This window comes from Actinocorallia aurantiaca (assembly GCF_039533685.1).
Taxonomy (GTDB): domain Bacteria; phylum Actinomycetota; class Actinomycetes; order Streptosporangiales; family Streptosporangiaceae; genus Actinocorallia; species Actinocorallia aurantiaca.
The window spans coordinates 1-24,589 of the sequence record NZ_BAAATZ010000034.1; the positions used below are offsets into that span (position 1 = coordinate 1).

Sequence of the window (24,589 nt, forward strand, 5' to 3'; positions counted from 1 at the left end):
TGGGAGAGTAGGTCACCGCCGCAATCAACATCGAGAAAGGCCCCCGACATCCGTCGGGGGCCTTTCCGTATTTCCCGGGGTTTTCTTCGGAGCCCGCGCGTCTGGAAGAAGATCTCTGCAGGTTCTGCACGGAGCGCGTAGTGGTTTCCGGAAAGGCCTGGAGAACGCTTCTGGGCCTTTGTATTTCCGCACCGGAGGGGGCGGAAAGGCGATGTGCGAGGAGGGGCTTCTGGGGCTCGTGTGTCGCGAGTGTCGCGGAAGCTGTTTTTCCAGGTGGGGTGCCTGGCGGATGATTCGAGAGTGGCGGGAGGATTTTTTAGGATTTTTTTATTTCTGCGGGTTTGGTTTTCGGGGGCCCGAAGCGTTCGACGTCTGAGGCTCGCTGTGTTCCGTCTACCATGTAGAGGTGAAGGAAGAGGAAGGCCGCGGCGACAACCGCGAGGGACGTCAGGGGCAGCAGGGGACGAACGGGGGCCGTGGGAACGGTCGGCCGGCGCACAAGCCTGGTGCTCGTAAGCCGTTCAAGCCGGGTGCCGTCAAGAAGGGTCGGCCTCAGTCGGCGGGTTCGGGACAACGCACCGGTGGTTGGCAGGGCCAGTCGGGTGAACGCCCGAAAGATCGTTTTGGGAAGCCCCAGTCTCGTGAGGAGCGGGGGCGTCCTTCTGATCGCCGTGACGAGGGGCGATCGGGTGAGGGGCGTTCCCAGCGCCCCTTCGTGAAGAGGGAAGACAACCGTTCCGGCGAACGCCGGGAATTCCGTCGTGACGAGCGTCCCCAGTCGGGTGAGCGCCGTGGACCCGGGCGTGACGACCGTCCGCAGACCGGTGAGCGTCGCGAGTTCCGTCGTGACGACAGCCGCGGGGCCGGGCGTCGTGACGAGCGCCTGCAGTCGGGTGAGCGCCGTGAGTTTCGCCGTGACGACAACCGTGGGACGGGGCGTCGTGATGACCGTCCTCAGTCGGGTGAGCGTCGCGACTTCCGTCGTGACGACAACCGGGGCTTCCGTCGTGATGACCGTCCGCAAGGCGGTGAGCGTCGTGAGTTCCGCCGTGATGACCGCCCGCAGTCGGGTGAGCGTCGTGGACCCGGGCGTGACGACCGTCCCCAGTCCGGTGAGCGTCGCGAGTTCCGCCGTGACGACAGCCGCGGAGCCGGGCGTCGTGACGAGCGTCCCCAGTCGGGTGAGCGTCGCGAGTTCCGTCGTGACGACAACCGTGGAGCCGGGCGTCGTGATGACCGCCCGCAGTCGGGTGAGCGTCGCGAGTTCCGTCGTGACGACAGCCGCGGGGCCGGGCGTCGTGACGAGCGTCCCCAGTCGGGTGAGCGCCGTGAGTTCCGCCGTGACGACAACCGTGGAGCCGGGCGTCGTGACGAGCGTCCCCAGTCGGGTGAGCGCCGCGACTTCCGTCGTGATGACCGCCCGCAGTCCGGTGAGCGTCGCGACTTCCGTCGCGATGACAGCCGCGGAGCCGGGCGTCGTGATGACCGTCCGCAGACCGGTGAGCGCCGTGAGTTCCGCCGTGACGACAACCGTGGAGCCGGGCGTCGTGATGAGCGCTCCCAGTCGGGTGAGCGCCGTGAGTTCCGCCGTGATGACCGCCCGCAGTCGGGTGAGCGTCGTGGACCCGGGCGTGACGACCGTCCGCAGACCGGTGAGCGTCGCGAGTTCCGCCGTGACGACAACCGGGGCTTCCGTCGTGATGACCGTCCCCAGTCGGGTGAGCGTCGTGAGTTCCGTCGTGATGACCGCCCGCAGTCGGGCGAGCGCCGTGAGTTCCGCCGTGATGACCGCCCGCAGTCGGGCGAGCGCCGTGAGTTCCGTCGTGATGACAACCGTGGACCTGGGCGGCGTGATGACCGTCCGCAGAGCGGTGAGCGTCGCGGGTTCGGGCGTGAGGAGCGGTCGGCCGAGGAGAGGTTCGGCGAGCGGCGCGAGGAGCGGCTCCAGCGCGGCGGGTACGGGGCCAGGGAGGACCGGGACCCGCAGCGGACGTCCTACGACGACCCGGTGATCCCCGAGGAGATCACCGGCGAGGAGCTGGACGCCGAGGCGCGCGAGGAACTGCGGACGCTGCCGAAGGACCTGGCCGCGCTGGTGGCACGCCACCTGGTCGCGGCCGGGCAGCTGATCGAGGACGACCCGGACCTCGCCTACCGGCACGCCAAGACGGCACGTCGGCTCGCCAGCCGGGTCGGGGTGGTCCGCGAGGCCTGCGGTCTGGCCGCCTACCACGCCGGAGCCTGGTCGGAAGCGCTGTCGGAACTGCGCGCCGCGCGCCGCCTGCCCGGCCGTGAGGAGCTCTACCTCCCCATCCTGGCCGACTGCGAGCGCGGCCTGGGCCGTCCCGAACGGGCCCTGGACATCACGCGGTCGAAGGAGTCCGGTGCGCTCCCCAAGGAGGAGCGGATCGAGCTCCACATCGTGGAGTCCGGAGCCCGCCGTGACCTCGGCCAGTTCGCCGCCGCGGTCGTGGCCCTGCAGATCCCCGAGCTGAAGGACCGCCGGCTGCGCCCCTGGTCCGCCCGCCTCTTCTACGCCTACGCCGACGCCCTCGTCGCCGCGGGCCGGGAGGAGGAGGCCAAGGACTGGTTCCTGCGTTCGGCCGCCGCCGACCGCGAGGAGGAGACCGACGCCGCCGAGCGCTACGCCGAACTCGACGGCCTGGAGATCATCGACACCGTCGACGAGGAGACCCCGGAGGAGAGCTCCGAACCGGAGTCCCCCCTGACCCTCTCCTTCCAGCCCCCGCCGGACACCACCCCCGCCCCCGACCCGGAGGACCCCGAACCCGAAGGGGAATCCGACTGACGCGGGACTGACGGAGAAGGCCCACCGCTCCAAGCGGTGGGCCTTCTCCGTTCCCGCCCGCTCTCAAGCCCCGCCCGAGGAGACCACCGAGCCGGTGCCTCTCCGGCCCGGAGAGCCCGGACGGGCGGAGGCCTGTTTCCGTGGCCGGCCTTCTCCGTCCTCGTCCCGCTTCGGAGTCCGCCGCCCGAGGAGACCATCGAGCGGGGCCTCTCCGGTTCGGAGAGGCCGGACGGAGGCCCGCTGCCCACGCAGTGGGCCTTCTCTGTTTCCGGCTTCCGCTTCGAAGCCACGGCCGTCATCGGAGGAGCGGTTTCGAGGAGCCTTCGGCCGGTTCGACCCGGTGGGAGGCGGAGGCGTGAAGAAGGCGGTGGGGGCCCGCCAGAGCGATCGCGGTCGCGAAGGGAACGAGGGATTTCGGTCGCGGGATCGCGGAGTTCCGGCAGTGGGGGAGGGCGATGAGCTGTGCTTCACCGAGGCTTTCGTCGCCGATGGAAGGGAAGTTAGGAAAATGGGGGAAATCGGGCCTTGACGGAAGGTGGTGTTCGCGTCATATTCACGGGGCTGTTGTGGTCCGGTGTGGAATCGGGTGATCGACTACACGGCGTTCGGTGGTACTCGAGGAGGAGTGGACGCTATGCGCGGTGTGGACCGGCGGAATTTCCTGCGGTTGACGGTGGTGGGCGCGGGCGCCACGGCTTTCACCGGAGGGCTGTGGCAGAGCGCCTTTGCGGGACCGGCGCAGCCGGGGGCGGGGCCCTACGGTCCGCTGGGAGCGGTGGACGCCAACGGGTTGCGGCTGCCGCAAGGGTTCACCAGCCGGGTGATCGCCCGGTCGATGAAGGAGGTCGCCGGAACCGGTTACGTGTGGCATGCGGCGCCTGACGGAGGCGCCTGCTTCCCCGACGGCGACGGCTGGATCTATGTGAGCAACTCCGAGGTGCCGCTCGTCGGCGGAGTCTCGGCGGTGCGGTTCGCGGCGGACGGGACGATCGTCGACGCCTACCGGACGCTCTCCATGACGCAGATCAACTGCGCGGGCGGGGCGACGCCGTGGGGGACGTGGCTGTCGTGCGAGGAGTACGACTACGGCTGCGTCTACGAGACCGACCCGTACGGGAGGAACGCCGCGAAGAAGCGTTCCGCGATGGGCCGGTTCAAGCACGAGGCGGCGGCCTGCGACCCGGTGCGGAAGGTCGTCTACCTGACCGAGGACCAGTCCGACGGGTGCTTCTACCGGTTCGTTCCGAAGGTCTGGGGCGATCTGTCGGCGGGGACGCTGGAAGTGCTGGTGGGCTCGGGGCCCGGCGAGGTCGGCTGGAAGCAGGTCCCGCAGCCGCAGCTGTGGCTCACCGCGCCGCGCGACCAGGTGGCCGGAGCGCTGCGGTTCAAGGGCGGCGAGGGCTGCTACTACAGCGACGGCGTCTGCTACTTCACCACCAAGGGCGACAACCGGGTGTGGGCGTACGACGCGGTGAACGGCGTGCTGGGCATCGCCTATGACGACGACCTGGTGGAGGGCGGGGGCGCTCCGCTGACGGGAGTCGACAACATCACGGGCACTCCGGGCGGAGACCTCTACGTCGCCGAGGACGGAGCCGACATGGAGATCAATCTGATCACCCCTGAGGGGGTCGTCACGCCGTTCCTGCGGCTCGAGGGGCACCCCGACTCGGAGATCACCGGTCCGGCCTTCTCCCCGGACGGGACGCGGCTGTACTTCTCCTCCCAGCGGGGGTCCGACGGCGTCATCCTCGGCACCGGCGGGGTGACCTACGAGGTCAGGGGCCCGTTCCGCTCCTGAGCCCTCAGGTCGAGGTCCCGGCCTCGAGGATGGAGACGATCGAGAAGAGGGTGAAGCAGACGGCGCCGAGGCCGACCAGGACACGGGCGGCGACGAAGAAGGCGGAGTCCGTGTCGGCGGCCTCGGCGAGGAAGGAGGAGAAGAACAGGCAGGTGAGAGCGGTGATGATCGGCAGGATGGGGATTCGGTTGGCCAGGGGCGCCTGGCGCCGCCAGACCAGGGCCAGCAGCAGCGCCTTGGACAGAATGCTGTAGCAGATCAGGCCGAGTCCGATGAGGATGCAGCCGGGGGCTATGCGGGCGGAGGAGTCCGCGAAGAGCAGCACCCCCAGGCCGAGGAGGATGTTGATCGTCCCCAGCGCGATGACCATCAGGCTCCATCGGTAGCGTTCGGGATCCCCGAAGCCGTTGCGGACCTGGCGGACGATGCTGGCGACCAGGGAGACCAGGCTCAGGCAGACGGTGCCCAGGCCGAACACCACGTGGCCGGCGACCCAGGAGGCGGTGGTGCTCCCGGTCCACAACACGATCGCCAGGATGATTTCGATGAGGCCGCAGACGAAGGGGATGGTGATGAGGACCCGTCCGGTCGCCGCCGAGTACACCTCGTCGGGCGCTCCCGCCTCGGGGCCCTTCGCGGCGTTGCGCGAGATGAAGGTGAAGTAGGTGGAGGAGGTGGCCACGGTACTGACGCAGGCGGAGATGAGTCCGATGCCGAGCACCACATGGCCGGCGAGGTCGTTCTCCGGCGCGGGGCCCCGGCGCATGAGGACGATGCCCCAGATGACGGTGATCAGGGCCACCAGGTAGCCGGAGGCCGGGAGCAGAATGCGCCAGAGGGTGCGGTAGCGCTCGATCAGCTGCCGGATGATCGTCGCGGCGGTGGTGAACAGCGCGTAGCAGATGCCGGCCAGCGCGATGTTGACGTGACCGGCGACGAAATGGACGGCGTCGTCGACGCGGAGCAGGTAGAGGCCGAACGCGAGGCAGACGGCGCCCATGACCAACGGGATGGCCCTGAAGAGGACGCTGATTCCCAGGTTCATCGTTGCTCCGCCGCTGTTCGGGTGCGTTACCCCTGGTTCCTGCCACCTGTTCTTTCCCGGAGAACGCGGCAACGCGTAATTTTGCCATTTGAGATTCTTCCCGGAGAGCGCGGTGACGCGTGACCCGGTTCTCTGAGAGCGGGCGCTTGGCGGGGCGCGGAGCGGAGCGGCCCGTTCAGGTCCTGAGCGAGTGCATGATCCCGGCCACGTTGCTCGGGGTGCTGTTGAGGACCTCGTACTTCTCGCGCAGTTCGGGGTCCTCGTAGGCGCGGTACCGCCCGGCGGTGCGCTCCAGCACCATGGAGACGGCGTGGTCGGCGTCCATCCCGGCGTCGTGGGCCCGCTGAACGGTCTCGACCCACAGCCGCAGCTCCTCCTCGGAGCGGTCGAGGGTGAGGGGGACGTCGGTCACGGGCCCGTAGTGGGCGAACAGCAGCCGGGTCGGCTGAAGTTCGCGGAAGCGGTCCAGGGACGCCAGCGCCGTCTCCAGGTCGAAGTCCGGCGGGGGAGTGGCGGGGCGGACCTCGGCCGTCTCGGGGATGTAGATCCCGGCGGCGTCCCCGACGTACAGGTCGCCGGTGAGGGAGTCGAGGAGCCCGACGTGGTGGCGGGCGTGGCCGGGGGAGTAGTAGGTCTCCAGCCGCCGTCCGCCGCCCAGGTCGACGACTCCGGTGTCCTCCACGGACGTGATGCGGGCGGCGTCCGTCGGCTTCAGCTCGCCGAAGAGGGTGTCCAGCGCGTCGCCGAAGACCATGCGCGCGCTGCGCATGAGCCGTTCGGGCGAGGCGAGGTGGCGGGCGCCCTTCTCGTGGACGACGACCTCGGCGGACGGGTAGAGCGAGGCGATGTCGCCGACGCCGCCCGCGTGGTCGAGGTGGATGTGGGTGACGACCACGGAGGCCAGGTCGTCCGCCGACACGCCCAGGGAGGACAGCGCCTCCCGGACGACGGGCGCGGAACCGGAGGTGCCCGGCTCGATGAGGCAGGGCCGGTCGCCGAGGATCAGATAGCCGGCGGTGATGCCCTGGTATCCGGCCATCTGGGTGTCGATCTCGTAGACGTCGTCGCCGAGCGGCGTGATCAGGTTCGCCATGCCCTCACCATAATCCCCCGATGTTGATCTACAACGTAAAGGCGCCGGGTCTCAGATCAGCCGCATCACCAGGCCGGTGCGCGGCTTCGGCCCGAACGACGTCGACTTCCTGGGCACCCGCTCCCCGCCGGCGGCCAGCGCCATCACCTCGGGGACCGTCAGAGGGTTGAGGATCACCGCGGTCCCCTCCGTTCGGCTCGCGCGCGCCACCGCGTGCGCCGGGTCGTCGTGCACGACCTGGACGCTGTGCTCGTCCGGAGTGATCTTCCACAGGTCGGAGATCAGCAGCCCGTCGAGGACGGCGGTGCTGAGGGAACGCCAACGCTCGGACCGTTCGGGAGGAAGGGCGGCGGCGAGCCGGACCGGGTCGGGATCGCTGAGCAGCCATAGACGGCATCCGGAACCGGCGATCAGCAGGCCGTCCGGGGCGGCCTCCAGCTCCGCCAGCGCCCGGGCCAGGCCGCCCTCCAGCGGGGTGACCTTGAACGCCTCGGCGGCCCGCGTCACCGCCTCCTGCGGGTCGAGGGCGGGCAGGACGCGGTGGATGGCCCCCAGGTGAGGGGGATAGCGCAGGGAGTCGACGAGGAGCGCCAGCCCGTAGTCCCACGGCCCCGGCCCGTCCTGGCGCGCCTGGAAAGCCCGGTACGCGGCGTAGCGGTGGTGGCCGTCCGCGATCAGCGCCTGGCGGCCGCGGAGGTCGTCCGCGACGGTCCCGTCGTCCTCCAGCCGCCACAGGCGGTGCCGTGTCCCGTCCCCGGAGACGATCTCCAGGACGGGTGCGGAGCCGTCGGCGACCCTGTCCACGAGGTCGCTGGCCGGGCCGCCCCCCTCGTACGTCAGGAAGATCGGCTCCAGGTTGGCCCGGGTGGCCTCCATCAGCCCGGACCGGTCGCGGACCGGACCCGGATAGACGTTCTCGTGCGGCAGGATCACCCGTTCGGACTCGTCCCGCAGCCCCACGCAGCCGATGAGGCCGCGCTGCAGGAACCGCGGCCCGCCCATCTCGTAGACGTACAGGGCGGGGGCGCCGTCCACGACCAGAGTCCCGTTCGCGAGCCACTCCCGCAGCTTCCTTCCGGCCGCCTCGTGTCCGTCGCGGGGCAGGGTGATCTGCACGATGTTGTGGTCGGCCCCCGCCCTCAGCCGCCCCAGGTCCTCCTCGTCGATGAGGTCGTAGGGCGGGCAGGTGACCGCCTCCAGGCTCCCCACCACGGAGGGGGAGAACCGGACTCCGGCGAAGGGCGCGAGTTCCAGCCCCCTTCCCGGTCCGGCGGGAGAGGCGCCGAGGCGGCGTGCGGACGGTGCGTCAGAGGAAGTGCTCACGTTCCTTCCAAGGCGGGGACGGACCGGAGGATTCCCGTAGGGGAGATGGTCCGTGCAACCGATGTTGGGGCATGTTAGGGATTGAGGTGTATGGGAGGTGCGCACCTTGGTCCAAGGTTCAGGTGAGCCGCAGGAAACCCCGGTGGACGTCTACGATCTCTACTCGCGCGGGATGAAGCTGCTGGGCTCGGGGAGTCCGGCGGCGGCCGTGCAACTGCTGACCAGGGCGGTCGAGGTCGAGCCCCAGTCGCCCAGCATCCGGGAGGCGCTGGCGCGCGCCCTGTTCGGCGCGCGGCACTACGCGGAGGCCGCCGAGAGCTTCCGATCGATCATCGAAGAGAATCCGGCGGAGGACTACGCCCGGTTCGGGCTGGGCCTGGCGCTGAGCCGGATGGGCGAGTTCGAGGCCGCGGTGGAGCACCTGGCCCTGGCCGTGGCGATGCGGCCGGACAACCGGGACTACGCCTCCGCACTGAAGCACGCCCGAGCCACCCTCGACTCCCGGAGATGACCGAATGCTGATCGACGCCTACGACGTGGCGCTGCTGGACCTCGACGGTGTGGTCTACCGAGGCCGCCACCCCATCGAGAACGCCGCCGAGTCCCTCGCCAAGGCCAGGGCCCAGGGCATGCGGCTGGCCTATGTGACGAACAACGCGGCCCGGACGCCCGGCGCCGTCGCCGAGCTGCTGACGAGCCTGGGGATCCCCGCCGTCGCCGAGGACGTGGTGACCTCCGCGCAGGCCGCCGCCAGGCTGCTCGCCGAACGGCTTCCCTCCGGGTCGAAGGTCCTCGTCGTGGGCGGCACGTCCCTGCGCCACGCGCTGTACGCGCAGGGGCTGAAGCCGGTCTCGACGGCCGCCGAGCGCCCGCGGGCCGTCGTGCAGGGCTTCTCGCCGAATCTGGAGTACAGCCTGATCGCCCAGGGCGCCCAGGCCGTCCGCGACGGCGCGCTGTTCGTGGCCTCGAACGGCGACTTCACCGTCCCCGCCCACTCGGGGCCGCCCAAGCCCGGAAACGGCTCCCTCGCCCAGGTGATCAGGTACGCCACCGGCGTCGACCCGATCGTCACCGGGAAGCCCGAGACGCCCCTGCACCGCGAGAGCATCCTGCGGACGGGCGCCGAACGCCCCCTGATCGTCGGGGACCGCCTCGACACCGACATCGAGGGCGCCCACAACGGCGGCGCCGACAGCCTCCTGGTCTTCACCGGCGTGACCGACCCCCTGATGGCCCTGACCGCCCCGCCGCACCACCGCCCCACCTACCTGGCGCCCGACCTGACAGGCCTGCTCCTCGACCACCCGCCGGTGGAGGAGCGGGACGGCGCTCACACCTGCGGAGGCTGGACGGCCTCCTGGGACGGCCCCGCGATCGGGCTCTCCGGCGACGGAAACCCCTGGCACGGCCTGTACGCCCTGGCCGCCGCCGCTTGGCGCGCCGAGACCCCCGCGCCCCGCGAGGCCGTCGAACCCGCCCTGGACGCCCTGGGCCTCGCCTAGGCGGCCCATCAGTCCGTCCCGGCGGGGACGGGGGCCTTCGCGGCACGTTCGGAGGGCAGCGTACGGGTGAAGGCGAAGCCGAGGAGGGTGATGGCACCGGCGGTGAGGATGGCGACCTTGAGCCCGGTGAGCTGAGCCGCCGCGTACTCCTCGGCCAGGACGTCGGCTTCGGCGGGCGGGACCGCGGTGGTGGCGAGCGCGGCGCGCAGATCCGAGGTGGGCACGAAGCCGACGCCCGCCTGGAGGGCTATGCCCGCCTGCCGCTCGACGGCGTCGGACAGGCGCGGGTCGTCGGTGACGCGGTAGGAGAGCGCCGCGGCCAGGGCGCTGATCACGATGGCTCCCATGAGGGCGGTGCCCAGCGCGGAACCCAGGTTCTGGGCGGTGTACTGGAAACCGCCGACCTCGCTGCGGTCCCGCTCTCCGACGCTGGACTGCACGATGTTGCCCAGCTGGGAGGCGAGCAGGCCCATGCCCAGGCCCAGCACCGCCATCGCCAGGGCGAACGACAGGTCGTCGACCCGGGGCCGGATGGTGGTGAGCAGCCACAGGATCGCCGCGAGCAGTACCAGCAGGCCGCAGCGGACCACCGTCCGGGGCGCGGCGACCCTGGCCAGGAACGGGCCGCTCATCGAGGCCAGGAGCATCGTGATCGAGACCGGGAGGAGCCGCAGCCCGGTCTGGAAGGCGTCGAGCCCCTGCACGACCTGGAGGTACAGCGGGATGGCGAAGAACAGGCCCAGCAGGATGGTGTTCTGGGCCATGAGCACCGACAGCCCCGAGCGCAGTGCGGGGATTTCGAAGAGGGCGAACCTCACGAGAGGGTCCTTCCGCTGCTCCTCCCTGCGGCGCTCCCAGGAGCGGAAGAGGAACAGGAGGACGGCGCCCGCCGCGATGACGAACACGGTGGGGGAGAACCCGAAGACGGTGACCGGCGGGTTGCGCGGTTGCAGGAGGCCCCAGGAACTGCTCTGCAGGACTCCCAGGACGATCAGGGCCAGCCCTCCGGCCGACAGCACGGCCCCGACGGTGTCGAGGCGGATCCGGCGGCCGGCCGGGGGGTCGTGCGGGATCCAGCGCAGGACCGCGAGCATGGCCGCCACGACGACGACCTCGCCGGCGAAGACGAGCCGCCAGGTCAGGTAGGTGGTCACCCAGCCGCCCAGCAGCGGCCCCACCGCGATTCCGGCTCCGGCCAGCCCGCCGATGACGCCGTAGGCGACGGCGCGGTCCCGGCCCCGGTAGGCGCCGCCCACCAGGGCGGCCAGCGCCGGGAGGACCAGGGCGGCGCCCAGCCCCTCGACGATCGACCAGCCGAGCGCCAGCACCCCCAGCGTCGGCGCCACCGCGGTCACCGCGGATCCCGTCCCGTAGACGACGAGCCCGACGCCGAACACGCGCCGGCGCCCGAACATGTCCCCGAGCCTGCCCCCAGTGATCATGAACGCCGCCATCACCAGCGAGTACAGGGTGATGACCCCCTGGATCGCGGTGACCTCGGTGTCGAAGTCCTCGACCAGCCGGCTGATCGACACGTTCATCACCGAGGTGTCCAGCACCATGAGGAACTGCGCGGCCCCCAGTACGACCAGGGGTTTCCACCGGCCCATCACGCCTCCCCGGAGGCCGCTTCGGCCTCACCCCGAACATAACACCGAGTGTCAGTTCGATTTCGGAGAGTCCCCAGCCTGTGGAAAACCGTTCGGTCCCGCGGCGCGGATCCATGGAGAAAGGGGCGGGCGGGCTACTGCTCGTCGGCCGGGTCGGCGGCCGGGGGAGCGGCCGTCTCGGGCTCCGGGCTTCGCAGCACGACGACCGGGATGGTGCGGGACGTCTGCTTCTGGTAGTCGGCGTAACCGGGGGCCGTGGCGACCACCTGGGAGAACAGGGCCTCCCGCCGTTCGCCTTCGGCGGGGGCGGCGATGGCGTCGTACGTCTCGTCGCCCACCTCGATGCGGACCACGGGGTGGGCGAGCAGGTTGTGGTACCAGGCGGGGTGGCGGTCGGCGCCGCCGGCGGATCCCACGATGAGCAGGTCCGCGCCGTCGCGCACGTAGCCGAGGGGCACGGTGTGCTCCTCGCCCGACCGGGCGCCGGTGGTGGTCAGCAGCAGCAGGTCGCCGCCCTCGAAGGGGCCGCCGACCCGGCCGCCGTTGGCACGGAACTCCTTGATGATCGCGTCGTTGAAGGACAGGGGCATGGGTGTTCGGAACTCCAGGGGAAAGGTCGCGGGGAACGCGAGGAATACGGAAAGTGAAAGGCCGGCGCAAGCCGGTGGAAGAGGAGAAAGGCGCGAACGCACGGCGAAGCGGAGGACCGCGTGCGGAGAAAGGCCGTGCGGGACGGCGGGCGTCAGATGCGCGAGGGGGAGATGCCCATGGCTCGGCTCCTTGGTGTCGGGTGCCGCCCGGTCACCGGCCTGCCCACTGCTCTTCGGCCGGTGTCACGCGAACACGGAGAAGATGAGAACAGTTCTCCCCGGAGTTGTCAACGGGAAGATCACAGGACCTTGCGGAGGCGGAGGAGGTCCAGGACGCTGGCCTCGATCTTGAGCTTGCCGGAGACCCAGGCCTTGGTGGGGCTGAGGCGTTCGGCGGCGAGGTCGACGAGGTCGGAGGCGGAGATCGTCAGGCGGACCTGGGCCGTCTTCGGGTCGCCGGTGGGGGTGAAGGGGGCCACGCCCTTCTTGCCGAGCCGGCTGGCGTAGGAAATGCCCAGATCGCTGATGTGGCAGCTGATCGTGCGGTCGACCGCGTGCTGGGCCCACTTGTCCGGGTCGACCTCGTCGAGACGGGACACGAGTCCGGCCAGGGCCTCCTCGCACTCCTTCACCGTCGCCATGACAGGCCTATTCCCCGTTCCGTCGACATCATGGTCGTCACAGGACGGTAGCGTTCTTGGTGTGCCGCACGCGAACCGCGGCACGCCGGGACACCGGATCCTCCGAAAACGCCCGGTTTCGTCGCGGGCAGAGTGATCGTCGAGCGGAATGGGCGGGGAGATGGAGCCAGGGTCCACCGGGGACGAGCGGGTCGACGCGGTGCTGGCGGCGCTCGGCGCGCTGCAGGGGACGCCGGTCGCCGGGCATGTGGCGGCCTTCGAGCGGGTGCATCTGGGCCTGCAGGAGGTCCTCGCCGACACCGACGGGACGGGACGGGACGCCGGATGAGCCGACGCAGGCTCGACGCGGAGCTGGTGCGCCGCAAGCTCGCCCGCTCCCGCGAGCACGCCGGGCAGCTGATCGCCGAGGGGCGGGTGAAGGTCGGCGGCCAGGTCGCCGCCAAGGCCGCGACCCAGGTCGAGACGTCCGCGGCGCTGCTGGTCGAGGAGAGGGAAGAGGGCCCCGAGTACGTCTCGCGGGGCGGCCACAAGCTCGCCGGGGCGCTGAAGGCGTTCCCCGGCCTGAAGCCGGAGGGCCGGCGCTGCCTGGACGCGGGCGCCTCCACCGGCGGGTTCACCGACGTGCTGCTGCGCGCGGGCGCCGCCCACGTGGTGGCGGTCGACGTCGGCTACGGGCAGATCGCCTGGTCGCTGCGCACCGACGAGCGGGTCACCGTGGTGGAGCGGCTCAACATCAGGGAGATGACGCCCGAGCACGTGGGGGAGCCGCCCGACCTCGTCGTCGGCGACCTGTCGTTCATCTCCCTCACCAAGGTCCTCGCGCCGATCCGGGCGTGCGTCGCGCCGGACGCCGACTACGCGATGATGGTCAAACCCCAGTTCGAGGTGGGTAAGGAGCGGGTCGGCGCGGGCGGGGTCGTCCGCGACCCGGAGCTGCGCAAGGAGGCGGTGCGCGGCGTCGCGGGGTACGCGGCGACGCTCGGGCTCGGCGTGCTGGGGGTGGCGGCCAGTCCGCTGCCCGGCCCGTCGGGCAACGTCGAGTACTTCCTGTGGCTGCGCGCGGGGGCCCCGCCGCTGGCCGAGGAGGACCTGGAGCGCGCGGTGGCGGAGGGACCGAGATGAGCCGCACCGTGTTGATCATGGCGCACACCGGTCGGCCCGGCGCGGTCACCAGCGCCCGGCTGGTGATCCGGCAGCTGGAGGAGGCCGGGATCGGCGTCCGGGTCCTGGAGGACGAGGCCGAGGACATCGGCTGCGTCGGAGCCGAGGTCTACCCGGCGGTCCCGGAGGCCAGCGAGGGCGCCGAACTGATGATCGTCCTGGGCGGTGACGGCACCCTGCTGCGCGCCGCCGAGCTGACCCGCGAGACCGGCACCCCGGTGCTGGGCGTCAACCTGGGCCACGTCGGGTTCCTCGCCGAGGCCGAGCGGGCCGACCTGGCGGCGGTCGCCGCCCGTGTCGTCACCGGCGAGTACGACGTCGAGGAGCGCATGGTGATCGACGTCCTGGTCCGGCACAACGGCACCGACCACCGCACCTGGGCGCTCAACGAGGCCTCGGTGGAGAAGGTGGCGCGGGAGCGGCTGCTCCAGCTCGTCGTCGGCATCGACGGGCGGCCGCTGTCGCACTGGGGTTGCGACGGGGTGGTGGTCGCCACCCCGACCGGCTCCACCGCCTACGCCTTCTCGGCGGGCGGGCCGGTGGTGTGGCCGGAGGTCGAGGCGATGCTGGTGGTGCCGATCAGCGCGCACGCCCTGTTCGCCCGGCCGCTGGTGGTCTCCCCGGCCTCCACGGTCGCCGTCGAGGTGACCCAGGAGAACGAGGGGGCCGTACTGTGGTGTGACGGGCGCAGAACCCTCGATCTTCCTCCCGGGGCCCGGGTCGAGGTGCGGCGCAGCGAGGTCCCGGTACGGCTGGCGAGGCTGCACCTCACCCCGTTCACCGACCGCCTCGTCACCAAGTTCGGGCTCCCCGTGGCGGGCTGGAGGGGTCGCGTTCGCACACAAGAGCGATAATCTTTCCCGGAGCCGGGCCGCCCGTCCGGGTCCGGCGGGAAAACGGATACTGCTACTGCGCGAGCGGATGAGGTTGCCTTGAGACCGATGGTCGAAGAGGTCCGGATCAAGGGCCTGGGTGTCATCGACGAGGCCGTGCTGGAGTTGTCGCCGGGCTTCAACGTGGTGACGGGCGAGACCGGGGCGGGCAAGACCATGGTCGTGACCAGCCTCGGGCTGCTGTTCGGCGGCAGGGGGGACCCGCAGCGGGTGCGTCCCGGCGCGAACAAGGCGGTCGTCGAGGGGCGGCTGACGCTCGACCCGGCGGGCCGGGCAGCGGCCCGGGTCGAGGAGACCGGCGGCGAGCTGGACGAGGGCGCGCTGATCATCACCCGTACGGTGTCGGCCGAGGGCCGCTCCCGCGCCCACCTGGGCGGACGTTCGGTCCCGGTGAGCACCCTGCTGACACTCGCGGACGACCTGGTGGCCGTACACGGCCAATCCGACCAGCAGCGGCTGCTGCAGCCCGGCCGCCAGCGCGAGGCGCTGGACCGCTACGCGGGCGACGGGCTGGTCAAGCCGCTGCACGAGTACGTCCAGGCCTACCGGCGGCACCGCGAGGTCAGCAAGCTGCTGGAGGAGCTCACCACTCAGGCGCGCGCCCGCGCTGACGAGGCGGAGCGGCTGAGGTTCGGGCTGGGGGAGATCGAGAAGATCGACCCCAAGCAGGGCGAGGACGCCGAACTGGCCGCCGAGGACGAGCGGCTGGCGAACGCCGACGCGCTGCGCACCGCGTCCGACACCGCGCACGCGGCGCTGCTGGGGGACCCGTCCCAGGTGGAGGCCTTCGCCGACGTCACCGGCCTGCTGGGCACCGCGCGCGGCGCGCTGGACGCCGTCCGCGACTACGACCCGCAGCTGGGCGCTCTCGCCGACCGGCTGACCGAGGCCGGCTACCTGATCTCCGACATCGGCGGGGAACTGGCCGCCTACGCCGATTCCGTCGAGGCGGATCCGCAGCGCCTGGCAGCCGTTCAGGGGCGCCGGGCCGACCTGTCGATGCTCGCCCGCAAGTACGGCGGCTCCGTGGACGAGGCGCTGGCCTGGGCTCGGGACGCCGTGGCCCGGTTGCAGGAGCTGGAGGGCGACGACGAGCGGATCGCCGAGCTGGAGGCCGAGGAGGCCGAACTGGCGTCCCGGCTGCACGAGCTGGCCGCCCGGGTCACCGAGGTGCGCGAGGCCGCCGCCGAGAGGTTCTCCGAGGCCGTCACCGCCGAGCTGACGGCGCTGGCCATGCCGCACTCGTGCGTGGTGGTCGCGCTCACCCGCAGCTCCGGGTTCACCCCGCACGGGGTCGACGAGGTGGAGCTGCGGCTGGCCGCCCATCCGGGCGCGCCCGCGCTGCCGCTCAACCGCGGCGCCTCCGGAGGCGAGCTCTCCCGGGTGATGCTCGCCATCGAGGTGGTCTTCGCCGGCGCGGACCCGGTGCCGACGTTCGTGTTCGACGAGGTCGACGCGGGGGTCGGCGGCAAGGCCGCGGTCGAGATCGGCCGCAGGCTCGCCAAGCTGGCCCGGACCGCGCAGGTGATAGTGGTCACGCACCTGCCCCAGGTCGCGGCGTTCGCCGACCAGCACCTGCTGGTCGAAAAGTCCGATGATGGCACCATCATCCGCAGCGGTGTGCAAACCTTGGACATCGACGCCAGGATCCGGGAGCTGTCCCGGATGCTGGCCGGGCTGGAGGACAGCGAGCTGGGCCGCGCGCACGCGGAGGAGCTGCTGGCCATCGCCGCCCGGGACAAGAACGGACACGCCTGATCCCGTCGCCAGACCGGCGGGTTGTACGGCTCTGGCAGGATGTAGAGGTCATGAGCGAACCGGGGGCCGAATCCGACACGCGCACGCGTTTCCTGCGTGGTGTGCGTCTCCTCGGCCTGCGCCGTTCCGGCGGGGAGGACGGCCGCTCCGAGGTGAGCGGCACCGCCAGGATCGACAAGCGCACCAAGAACCTGGCCAAGCGCCTGCAACCGGGCGAGATCGCGGTGATCGACCACGTCGATCTCGACCGGGTCGCCGCCGACTCGCTGGTGTCGGCCGGGATCGCCGCCGTGGTCAACGTCGCGCCCAGCATCTCGGGGCGCTACCCCACCCTCGGCCCGGAGATCCTGATCGAGGCGGGCATCGCGCTGCTCGACGACGTCGACTCCGAGATCTTCGACAAGGTCTCGGAGGGGGACGTGCTGCGGCTGGACGGCGCCGCCGTCTACCGGGGCGAGGAGCTGATCGCCAAGGGCATCCGGCACACCCCCGAGACGGTCGAGCGGGCCATCGAGCAGGCCAAGGCCGGACTGTCGGAGCAGCTGGAGTCGTTCGTCGCCAACACGATGGAGTACGTCAAGAAGGAGCAGGAGCTCCTCATCGACGGCGTCGGCGTTCCCGACGTGCGCACCTCGTTCGAGGGCAGGCACGCGCTGATCGTCGTGCGCGGCTACCACTACCGCGAGGACATCGCCACGCTGCGCCCCTACATCCGCGAGTACAAGCCGGTGCTCATCGGCGTGGACGGCGGCGCGGACGCGCTGCTGAAGGCCGGTTACAAACCCGACATGATCGTCGGGGACATGGACTCGGTGTCCGACGAGGCGCTCACCTGCGGGGCCGAGATCGTCGTGCACGCCTACCGCGACGGGCGGGCGCCCGGCCTCCAGCGGGTCGAGGCCCTCGGCCAGGACGCGGTGGTCTTCCCCGCCGCGGCCACCAGCGAGGACTGCGCGATGCTGCTGGCCGACGACAAGGGCGCCGAGCTCATCGTCGCGGTCGGCACCCACATGAACATGGTCGAGTTCTTCGACAAGGGCCGCGCCGGCATGTCCAGCACGTTCCTCACCCGGTTGCGGGTGGGCAGCAAGCTGGTCGACGCCAAGGGCGTGAGCCTGCTGTACCGCAGCCGGATCTCCTCCTCGGCACTGCTGGTCCTGGTGGCCGCCGCGCTGGTCGCCATGGTCGCCGCACTGGCCATCTCACCGTCCGGGCCGAAGATCATGTCGGCCCTGATCGAGTACTGGCACTCCTTCCTCTTCTGGCTGACCGGATTCTTCACGTGATCGATTTCCGCTACCACCTCGTCTCCATCGTCGCCGTCTTCCTGGCCCTGGCGACGGGCCTGCTGCTGGGCTCCACCACCGCGGCCCAGGAGGCGTCCAAGAAGATCGTCGACCAGAACGTCCAGGTCATCCAGCGCAACAACGACGAGTTGCGGGCGCAGGTGACCCAGCAGGGCGAGCAGATCTCCGGCGACGACCAGTTCGCCCGGATCACGGGCCCGCAGGTGCTGGCCGACCGGCTGAAGAACGAGTCGGTCGTCTTCGTCCTGGCGCCCGGCGCGGAGGACAAGACCCGCACCGGCCTGGACGCGGCGGTCAAGGCCGCGGGCGGCACCGTCACCGGCTGGGTGAACCTCGAGGAGAAGTTCCTCGCGGACGACCAGGTCCCGGCCGTCGACCAGCTCGCCGAGATCCACAAGCCCGCCGGGCTCACCTATCCCGAGGGCGCGGGGACGTACGAGAAGGCGGGGGCGCTGCTGGCGTCCATGCTGGTGACCAGGGACGCGGAGAAGGCGGGACACGAGGAGGTCGGCTCCGGCTCTGTCCTGCAGGCCTTCCGGGACCAGGGTCTGCTGACCACCGGCGGAAAGCCGGGCGCCCGTGCCACACTCGCGGTAGTGGTGGCCCCGGCGAAGCCGTACGAGGGCGCCGGCGCCGAGGACGACAACCAGGCGCTGGTCGCGCTGACGGCGGCGTTCGACCGGGGAACCCGTGGCACCGTGGCGGCCGGCGACGTCTCCTCGGCGGGCACGGGCGGCCTGCTGGCCGCCCTCCGCTCGTCGGAGGCGTCCTCGTCGGTCTCCTCGGTGGACGCCGCGGACACCTCCTCCGGGCAGGTCGTCACCGTCCTGGCGCTCAACGGCGAGCTGGGCGGGAAGTCCGGCCACTACGGCACCGGATCGGACGTCAGCGGCTACCTGCCCGATCCCCTGCCCGCAGTCCCGACCACTGGAGCCAAGCCGTGAAGCGCCTTCTGATCGGCGGAGTGCTGGGCGCAGCCGCCGCCCGCGCCGCCTACACCGCCCTCACCCGCCGCCCGCCCGGCCTCAACGGGCTCACCGGGCAGGAGGTGTGGGGACGCGTCAACCACCGGTCCGAACCGGTCACCCTGCTGGAGGGCCCGGCGTTCGTCGCCGGGGCCGCCGCCGCGACCCTGGCCGCCCCCGGCCTGCCCGCCCGGCTGCGGGCCGCCGCGCTGGTCGCGGGCACCGCCTCCGGTCTGCTGGGCGCCTACGACGACCTGGCCGGCAACGGGTCCTCGCGCGGGTTCAAGGGCCACCTGACGGCGCTGACCCGCGGCGAGGTGACGACCGGGGCCGTCAAGGTGCTGGGCATCGGCACGACCGGCCTGGCCGCCGCCGCGCTCGCCGGGTCTCCGGCCCGCACCGCGCCGGGAAGGGCGCTGGACACCCTGCTCAACGGGGCGATCATCGCCGCCTCCGCCAACCTGATGAACCTCTTCGACCTGCGGCCCGGCCGGGCGATCAAGGTCGGGCTGCTCACCGGGCTGCCGCTGGCCGCCGGGGCGGGCGCCGCCGTGGTGGCCGCGCCGCTGGGCGCGGCCGTGGCGCTGCTGCCCGAGGACCTGGGCGAGCGGGCGATGCTCGGCGACGCCGGGGCCAACGCGCTGGGCGCGCTGCTCGGCCTGTCGGCGACCCGGCTGCCGCTGCCGGCCCGGCTGGGGGTGCTGGGAGGGCTGGTCGCGCTCAACGCGGCGAGCGAGTACGTCAGCTTCACCAAGGTCATCCGGGAGAGCCCGCCGCTGAACTGGGTGGACATGCTGGGCAGGCGCCCCGTCGAGACCAAGCCGGAGCCCGTCCAGGTCCGGTGAAACGCCTCGCGAGCGGCATCGCCGGTGCCGCCGTCCTCATCGCCGTCCTCACCGTCCTGTCGCGTATCGCCGGCTTCGGCCGCACCGCGGTCTTCTCCCAGACGGTCGGCAAATCGTGCCTGAGTGACGTTTACCTGGCCGCCAACCAGGTGCCGAACATCGTGTTCGAGATCGTCGCCGGGGGAGCGCTGGCGAGCATGGTCGTGCCGGTGCTGGCGGGACCCGCCGAACGCGGCGACGCCGAGACCGTCCGGCGCACGGCCTCGGCGATGCTCACCTGGGTGCTGATGCTGCTGGTGCCGCTGGCGCTGCTGGTGGCGCTGCTGGCGGGGCCGATCATGACGGCGCTGAGCCAGGGCGCCCTGGGAGGGTGCGACGTCACGGCGTACCGGGCGATCGGGGCGCGGATGCTGGTGGTGTTCGCGCCGCAGATCGTGATGTACGGGCTGGCGGTCGTGCTGTACGGGGTGCTGCAGTCCCACCGCAGGTTCACCGGGCCCGCCCTCGCCCCCCTGCTCTCCAGCCTGGTGGTGATCGGCGCGTACCTGGCCTACGTGCCGGTGATGGACGGCCACAGCCCCAACCGGTTGTCCGAGGTGCCGCGCGACGCCGAGCTCATGCTCTCGGTCGGCACGACGGTGGGGGTGTCGGCGATGGTCGTCGTGGCGCTGGTGGCCGGGTGGCCGCTGCGGATGAGGCTGCGGCCCACGCTGCGCTTCCCTGATGGGGTGGGGCGGCAGGTGCGCACGCTGGCGTTCGCGGGGCTGGCGACCGTGGTGGCGCAGCAGGTGGCGATGCTGTCGGTCCTGGTGCTGAAGAGCGAAGGGACGCGGGGCGCGCTGACCGACTACAGCTACGCCTGGTCGGTCTACCTTCTGCCGTGGGCGATCCTGGCCGTGCCGATCGCCACCAGCGCCTTCCAGTCGCTGTCGGCCCGCTCCGAGGAGGCCGACCCGGCCGGGTTCGACCGAATCGCCGCGTCCACCACCCGGGCGGTGGTGCTGGTCTCCTGCCTGGGCGCGGCCATGGTCGCCTCGGTCGCGGTCCCGGTCGCCGCCTTCTTCGACCAGGAGGCCGAGCCCGAGGTGCTGTCCCGGGCGCTGCTGGCGTTCGCGCCGGGACTGCTCGGCTACGGGCTGGTCGCCCATCTGGGACGGGCCCTGTACGCCTGCGGGCGGGGCAGGGAGTCGGCGAAGGCCGTCGTCATCGGCTGGGTGACGGTGCTCGTCGCGAACGTCGTGCTCGTCCAGCTGGCGCCCAAGGACTGGGTGGTCGCCGCCTTCGGCCTCGGCAACACCCTGGGAATGAGCGTGGCGGGGGTCCTTCTTCTGGTGGCGCTGGTCCGCGCCCGGGGTCTGGCCGCGGTCGAGGGACTGCCCCGCGCGGCGCTGGGCGGCCTGCTGGGCGGCGCCGTGGGCGCGGCGGCCGGATACTCGACCGCCGCGGCGTTCGGGGTGGACGGGCAGCTGCACAACCTGCTGAGCGCCGCCGCCGCCGCGCTGGCCGCCGCTCTCGTCTTCAGCGCGGTCGCGGCCTTCATGTCCCGGGACGATCTCCGGGAGATCCTGGCGCGGCGGCGCTAGGGCAGGTCGGGCGGGGGTAGGGGTCCCGGGACGGCCTTGATCGGCGAGTTCTCCACAGGGTTGATCCGCGGGGCGGGCCGCCGGGCTACGGTCGGGGGACGGGCCGTTCGCTGGGCCGGCGGAGCGGTCCCTCGGGGAATTTCGACTACGGCGAGGTGAGGACATGGACGAAGGTCAGGGCATGAGGGTGGCGCTGGTGCTGGGCACCAGTGCGGGCGGGGTCGGACGGCACGTGAGGTCCGTGGCGGCCGGGCTGGCGGCCCGGGGCGCCCGGGTGCTGGTGTGCGGGCCCGCGGACACCGAGAAGACCTTCGGTTTCACCGGGCCGGGGGTGCGGTTCGCCCCGGTGGAGATCGCCGACCGGCCCCGGCCGGGTTCGGACCTGCGGGCGGTCGGCCGGCTGCGGTCGCTGGTCCGGGGGGCCGACGTGGTGCACGCGCACGGGTTGCGGGCCGGGGGGCTGGCGGTGCTGGCCCGGGGCCGGCTCGCCGGACTCCGGATCGAGACGGGCCCGCCGGTGGTGGTCACCCTGCACAACGCGGTGCTGGCCGGCGGTTCGATCGGGGCCGCCTACGCGGCGCTGGAGCGCGTCGTGGCGCGGGGAGCCTCCGGGGTGCTGGGGGTGTCGCCCGACCTCGAGGAGCGCATGCGGTCGCTGGGCGCGCGCCGGGTCGGCCACGCGCTGGTGCCCGCCCCTCCTGCCGGGGAGGAGAAGGTCACCGGGGAGACGAGGGAGCGGCTGCGCGAGGAGCTCGGCCTGGGCGGCCAGAAGGCGGTGCTGACGGTGGCCCGCCTGGCCGACCAGAAGGGGCTGTTCGACCTGCTGGAGGTGGCCGGCTGGCTGCGGGAGAAGGAGACGCTCTTCCTCCTGGTGGGCGACGGGCCGCTGGACGCCCGGCTGCGGGAGCGGATCGCCGCGGACGACCTGCCGGTCCGGCTGCTGGGGCGGCGCGAGGACGTCCCGGCGCTGCTGGCCGCCGCCGACCTCGTGGTGGTGCCCAGCCTGTGGGAGGGGCAGCCGCTGTTCGTCCAGGAGACGCTGCGGGCGGGCCGCCCGCTGGTGGCCACGGAGGTCGGCGGCATCCCCGGCATGGTGGGGGAGGCCGCGCTGCTGGTGCCGCCGGAGGACGCGGGGGCGCTGGCCAAGGCGGTGACGGCGGTGTTGGAGGATCCGGAGCTGGCCCGCAGGCTGGCCGGGGCCGCGGCGCGGCGGGCGGAGGCGCTGCCCGGCGAGGACGAGGCGGTCAGTCAGCTTCTGGGGTACTACAAGGGGTTTCTCCGCGGAAGGAGGGAGTGAGTGGAATCACGACTCTCCGGTGTGCTTGAATCCCGTTCTAGAATAATCCTCGATAACGGGACCGCACCCCTGGGCGGGGCCGTGTCCGGACTACTGGAGAGGTGTGCACATGGCCATCGGACTGACCGAGGAGCACGAGGACCTGGCCGCGTCGGTGCGGGGCTTCGCCGAGCGTTATGTGACCCAGACGGTGCTGCGCGCCGCGCTCGACGCCGAAGAGGAGACCAGCCCCGCGTTCTGGCCCCGGCTGGCCGAGCAGGGTCTGCTGGGCCTGCACCTGTCCGAGGAGCAGGGCGGCCAGGGCGCCGGGCTGCTGGAGCTGGCCGTGGTCGTCGAGGAACTGGGCCGGGCCGCCGCGCCGGGACCGTTCCTGCCCACCGTGCTGGCGAGCGCGGTGATCGCCTCCTCCACCAACGCCAAGGCGCACGGGCTGCTGTCCGGGCTCGCCGACGGCTCCCGCACCGGCGCGCTCTGCCTGGCCGAGGGCTTCACCGCCACCCGCGAGGGCGACTCGCTGGTCGTCAGCGGCTCCGCCGAGCCGGTGCTGGGCGCCGTCCTCGCCGACGTGATCGTGCTGAAGGCCGGCCAGGACTGGGTGGCCGTCGACGCCTCCGCGCTGACCGTCACCGCCCGTCCCAGCCTCGACCCGGTGCGCCGATCCGGCCGGATCGAGACCGAGGGCCTCGCCGTCCCCGCCGAGCGGGTCCTCGACGGGGTCACCGACGAGCGGGTGGGCGACCTGGCCTCCGTGCTGCTGGGCGCCGAGAGCGTCGGCGCGGCCTCCTGGTGCGTGACGACCGCCGCCGAGTACGCCAAGGTCCGCGAGCAGTTCGGCCGCCCCATCGGCCAGTTCCAGGGCGTCAAGCACAAGGCCGCCCGCATGCTCATCGGCCTGGAGCAGGCCCGCGCCGCCGTCTGGGACGCCGCCCGCGCCGTGGGCGACGACGCCGAGGACGCCCGCTTCGCCGCCGCGGTGGCCGCCGTGATCACCCCGGACACCTGCGCGCAGATCGCCCGTGACGCCATCCAGATCCTCGGCGGCATCGGCTTCACCTGGGAGCACGACGCGCACATCTACCTGCGCCGCGTCCTGACCAACAAGTCCTTCTCGGCGCCGGTGCGCGACGCCGCCGCCGAGGTGGCCGAGCTGGCCCTGGCCGGCGGCCGCCGCGAGGTCGAGCTGGAGCTGGACGAGGACACCGAGCCCGTCCGCGAGCGCATCCGCGCCGAGGTGGCCGAGCTCAAGGCCGTCGAGGACCGCGAGGCGCTGAACGCCAAGATGGGCGACGAGGGCTGGACGGTCCCGCACTTCCCCGAGCCGTGGGGCAGGGGCGCGAACCCGGTCGAGCAGGTCCTCATCCAGCAGGAGCTGAAGGCCGCCAAGGTCAAGGCCCCCAACCTGGTCATCGGCGCGTGGCTGGTGCCGTCCCTGGTCGCCTACGGCACCGAGGAGCAGAAGGAGCGCTTCCTGCGCCCCACCCTGCGCGGCGAGATCATCTGGTGCCAGCTGTTCTCCGAGCCGGGCGCCGGCTCCGACCTGGCGGCCCTGTCGATGAAGGCCGAGCGGGTCGAGGGCGGCTTCAGGCTGACCGGCCAGAAGATCTGGACGTCGGTCGCGCACCGGGCCGAGTGGGGCTTCTGCATCGCCCGCACCAACCCCGACGCGCCCAAGCACGAGGGCATCACCTACTTCCTGGTGGACATGAAGGCCCCCGGCGTCGACGTGCGCCCGCTGCGCGAGCTCACCGGCGACGCGCTGTTCAACGAGGTCTTCCTCGACGACGTCTTCGTGCCGGACGACTGCGTGGTCGGCGAGGTCGACAAGGGCTGGCAGGTCACCCGCAACACCCTCTCCAACGAGCGGGTCTCCCTGTCGACCGGCGGCGGCCTGGGCATGGGCGTGCCGGAGCTGCTCGCCTGGTTCCGGGGCAAGGAGCTGTCGGCGGACGCCAAGGCCGAGGCCGGCAGGCTGATCGCCGAGGGCCAGTCGATCGACCTGCTGGGCCTGCGCACCACCCTCAAGCAGCTGTCGGGCGTCAACCCCGGCGCCGAGGCCTCGGTCCGCAAGCTGCTGGGCGTGCAGTTCAACCAGAACGTCGCCGACTACTGCTGGGCGTCCCAGGGCGCCCTGGCCGCGCTCGAGGAGCCGATGGCCGCCACCGGCATCGTCGCGCGCGCCATGCTGTTCAGCCGCGCCATGACCATCTACGGCGGCACCACCGAGGTCCAGCTCAACATCATCGGCGAGCGCCTCCTCGGCCTTCCCCGAGACCCCGAACCGGGCAAGTAGCAGCGAACGCCCGTCCCGGGTGCAGGACGGGCATGGGTGGTAAAGGGAAATCCGGCGGTAGGGGCAATGGATCATG

General features: G+C 71.9%; 21 protein-coding genes. 14 read left to right on the forward strand and 7 right to left on the reverse strand.

Annotated elements, in window-relative coordinates:
- Positions 1 to 316: 316 nt before the first annotated feature.
- A complete protein-coding gene (locus tag ABD327_RS32610) occupies positions 317 to 2,107 on the reverse strand; it encodes a hypothetical protein (RefSeq protein ID WP_344456499.1) in 1,791 nt (596 codons plus the stop codon).
- Here ABD327_RS32610 and ABD327_RS32615 point away from each other — a divergent pair.
- Together ABD327_RS32615 and ABD327_RS32620 are read left to right on the forward strand one after the other, a co-directional pair.
- Positions 2,009 to 2,809 (forward strand): tetratricopeptide repeat protein, encoded by an 801-nt coding sequence (locus ABD327_RS32615; protein ID WP_344456501.1) that lies wholly within the window; start codon positions 2,009 to 2,011, stop codon positions 2,807 to 2,809. The genes ABD327_RS32610 and ABD327_RS32615 overlap by 99 nt on opposite strands.
- A 634-nt stretch (positions 2,810 to 3,443) precedes the next feature.
- Positions 3,444 to 4,610 (forward strand): alkaline phosphatase PhoX, encoded by a 1,167-nt coding sequence (locus ABD327_RS32620; protein WP_344456503.1) that lies wholly within the window; start codon positions 3,444 to 3,446, stop codon positions 4,608 to 4,610.
- A gap of 4 nt (positions 4,611 to 4,614) precedes the next feature.
- On the opposite strand, the gene ABD327_RS32625 is transcribed toward ABD327_RS32620, so the two are convergent.
- The 3 genes from ABD327_RS32625 to ABD327_RS32635 form a co-directional block, all read right to left on the reverse strand.
- The gene (locus ABD327_RS32625; RefSeq protein WP_344456505.1) at positions 4,615 to 5,655 is read right to left on the reverse strand and encodes a DUF2776 family protein; all 1,041 of its coding nucleotides are present in this window, start codon (positions 5,653 to 5,655) and stop codon (positions 4,615 to 4,617) included.
- A gap of 175 nt (positions 5,656 to 5,830) precedes the next feature.
- Entirely contained in the window at positions 5,831 to 6,748 is a 918-nt protein-coding gene (locus tag ABD327_RS32630; RefSeq protein ID WP_344456506.1) for an MBL fold metallo-hydrolase, read from the reverse strand.
- Positions 6,749 to 6,799: 51 nt separating this feature from the next.
- Entirely contained in the window at positions 6,800 to 8,071 is a 1,272-nt protein-coding gene (locus tag ABD327_RS32635; protein ID WP_344456507.1) for a DUF1015 family protein, read from the reverse strand.
- 142 nt (positions 8,072 to 8,213) lie between these two features.
- On the opposite strand from ABD327_RS32635, the gene ABD327_RS32640 reads away from it, so the two are divergent.
- Positions 8,214 to 8,582, forward strand: a complete 369-nt coding sequence (locus ABD327_RS32640; protein ID WP_344456508.1) for a tetratricopeptide repeat protein — start codon at positions 8,214 to 8,216, stop codon at positions 8,580 to 8,582.
- A gap of 4 nt (positions 8,583 to 8,586) precedes the next feature.
- On the forward strand, positions 8,587 to 9,573 hold the full coding sequence (locus ABD327_RS32645) for an HAD-IIA family hydrolase (protein WP_344456509.1): 987 nt from the start codon (positions 8,587 to 8,589) through the stop codon (positions 9,571 to 9,573).
- Positions 9,574 to 9,581: 8 nt separating this feature from the next.
- On the opposite strand, the gene ABD327_RS32650 is transcribed toward ABD327_RS32645, so the two are convergent.
- The 3 genes from ABD327_RS32650 to ABD327_RS32660 form a co-directional block, all read right to left on the reverse strand.
- Positions 9,582 to 11,183, reverse strand: coding sequence for an MFS transporter (locus ABD327_RS32650; protein ID WP_344456511.1), 1,602 nt, complete (start codon positions 11,181 to 11,183; stop codon positions 9,582 to 9,584).
- A 134-nt stretch (positions 11,184 to 11,317) separates the two neighbouring features.
- Positions 11,318 to 11,773, reverse strand: a complete 456-nt coding sequence (locus ABD327_RS32655) for a nitroreductase family deazaflavin-dependent oxidoreductase (RefSeq protein ID WP_344456513.1) — start codon at positions 11,771 to 11,773, stop codon at positions 11,318 to 11,320.
- Positions 11,774 to 12,072: 299 nt separating this feature from the next.
- Positions 12,073 to 12,414, reverse strand: a complete 342-nt coding sequence (locus tag ABD327_RS32660) for an SCP2 sterol-binding domain-containing protein (protein ID WP_344456516.1) — start codon at positions 12,412 to 12,414, stop codon at positions 12,073 to 12,075.
- Positions 12,415 to 12,574: 160 nt separating this feature from the next.
- Here ABD327_RS32660 and ABD327_RS32665 point away from each other — a divergent pair, with 160 nt between their 5' ends.
- From ABD327_RS32665 to ABD327_RS32710, 10 genes are all read left to right on the forward strand, one after another.
- Positions 12,575 to 12,742, forward strand: coding sequence for a hypothetical protein (locus ABD327_RS32665; protein WP_344456518.1), 168 nt, complete (start codon positions 12,575 to 12,577; stop codon positions 12,740 to 12,742).
- Positions 12,739 to 13,536, forward strand: a complete 798-nt coding sequence (locus ABD327_RS32670) for a TlyA family RNA methyltransferase (RefSeq protein ID WP_344456520.1) — start codon at positions 12,739 to 12,741, stop codon at positions 13,534 to 13,536. Before ABD327_RS32665 ends, ABD327_RS32670 begins: the two co-directional genes overlap by 4 nt.
- Complete coding sequence (locus ABD327_RS32675) at positions 13,533 to 14,429, forward strand: NAD kinase (protein WP_344456523.1); 897 nt, start codon at positions 13,533 to 13,535, stop codon at positions 14,427 to 14,429. Before ABD327_RS32670 ends, ABD327_RS32675 begins: the two co-directional genes overlap by 4 nt.
- Positions 14,430 to 14,516: 87 nt before the next feature.
- Positions 14,517 to 16,226, forward strand: a complete 1,710-nt coding sequence (gene recN / locus ABD327_RS32680) for a DNA repair protein RecN (RefSeq protein WP_344457152.1) — start codon at positions 14,517 to 14,519, stop codon at positions 16,224 to 16,226.
- Positions 16,227 to 16,276: 50 nt separating this feature from the next.
- A complete protein-coding gene (gene steA / locus ABD327_RS32685) occupies positions 16,277 to 17,512 on the forward strand; it encodes a putative cytokinetic ring protein SteA (protein WP_344456525.1) in 1,236 nt (411 codons plus the stop codon).
- Entirely contained in the window at positions 17,509 to 18,477 is a 969-nt protein-coding gene (locus ABD327_RS32690) for a copper transporter (protein ID WP_344456527.1), read from the forward strand. Before steA ends, ABD327_RS32690 begins: the two co-directional genes overlap by 4 nt.
- Complete coding sequence (locus tag ABD327_RS32695; RefSeq protein ID WP_344456529.1) at positions 18,474 to 19,343, forward strand: hypothetical protein; 870 nt, start codon at positions 18,474 to 18,476, stop codon at positions 19,341 to 19,343. The genes ABD327_RS32690 and ABD327_RS32695 overlap by 4 nt, the downstream gene beginning before the upstream one ends.
- Positions 19,340 to 20,926, forward strand: coding sequence for a murein biosynthesis integral membrane protein MurJ (gene murJ / locus ABD327_RS32700; RefSeq protein ID WP_344456531.1), 1,587 nt, complete (start codon positions 19,340 to 19,342; stop codon positions 20,924 to 20,926). Before ABD327_RS32695 ends, murJ begins: the two co-directional genes overlap by 4 nt.
- Before the next feature lie 163 nt (positions 20,927 to 21,089).
- Positions 21,090 to 22,223, forward strand: coding sequence for a glycosyltransferase (locus ABD327_RS32705; RefSeq protein WP_344456534.1), 1,134 nt, complete (start codon positions 21,090 to 21,092; stop codon positions 22,221 to 22,223).
- Positions 22,224 to 22,332: 109 nt separating this feature from the next.
- A complete protein-coding gene (locus ABD327_RS32710; RefSeq protein ID WP_344456536.1) occupies positions 22,333 to 24,513 on the forward strand; it encodes an acyl-CoA dehydrogenase family protein in 2,181 nt (726 codons plus the stop codon).
- Positions 24,514 to 24,589: the final 76 nt, after the last annotated feature.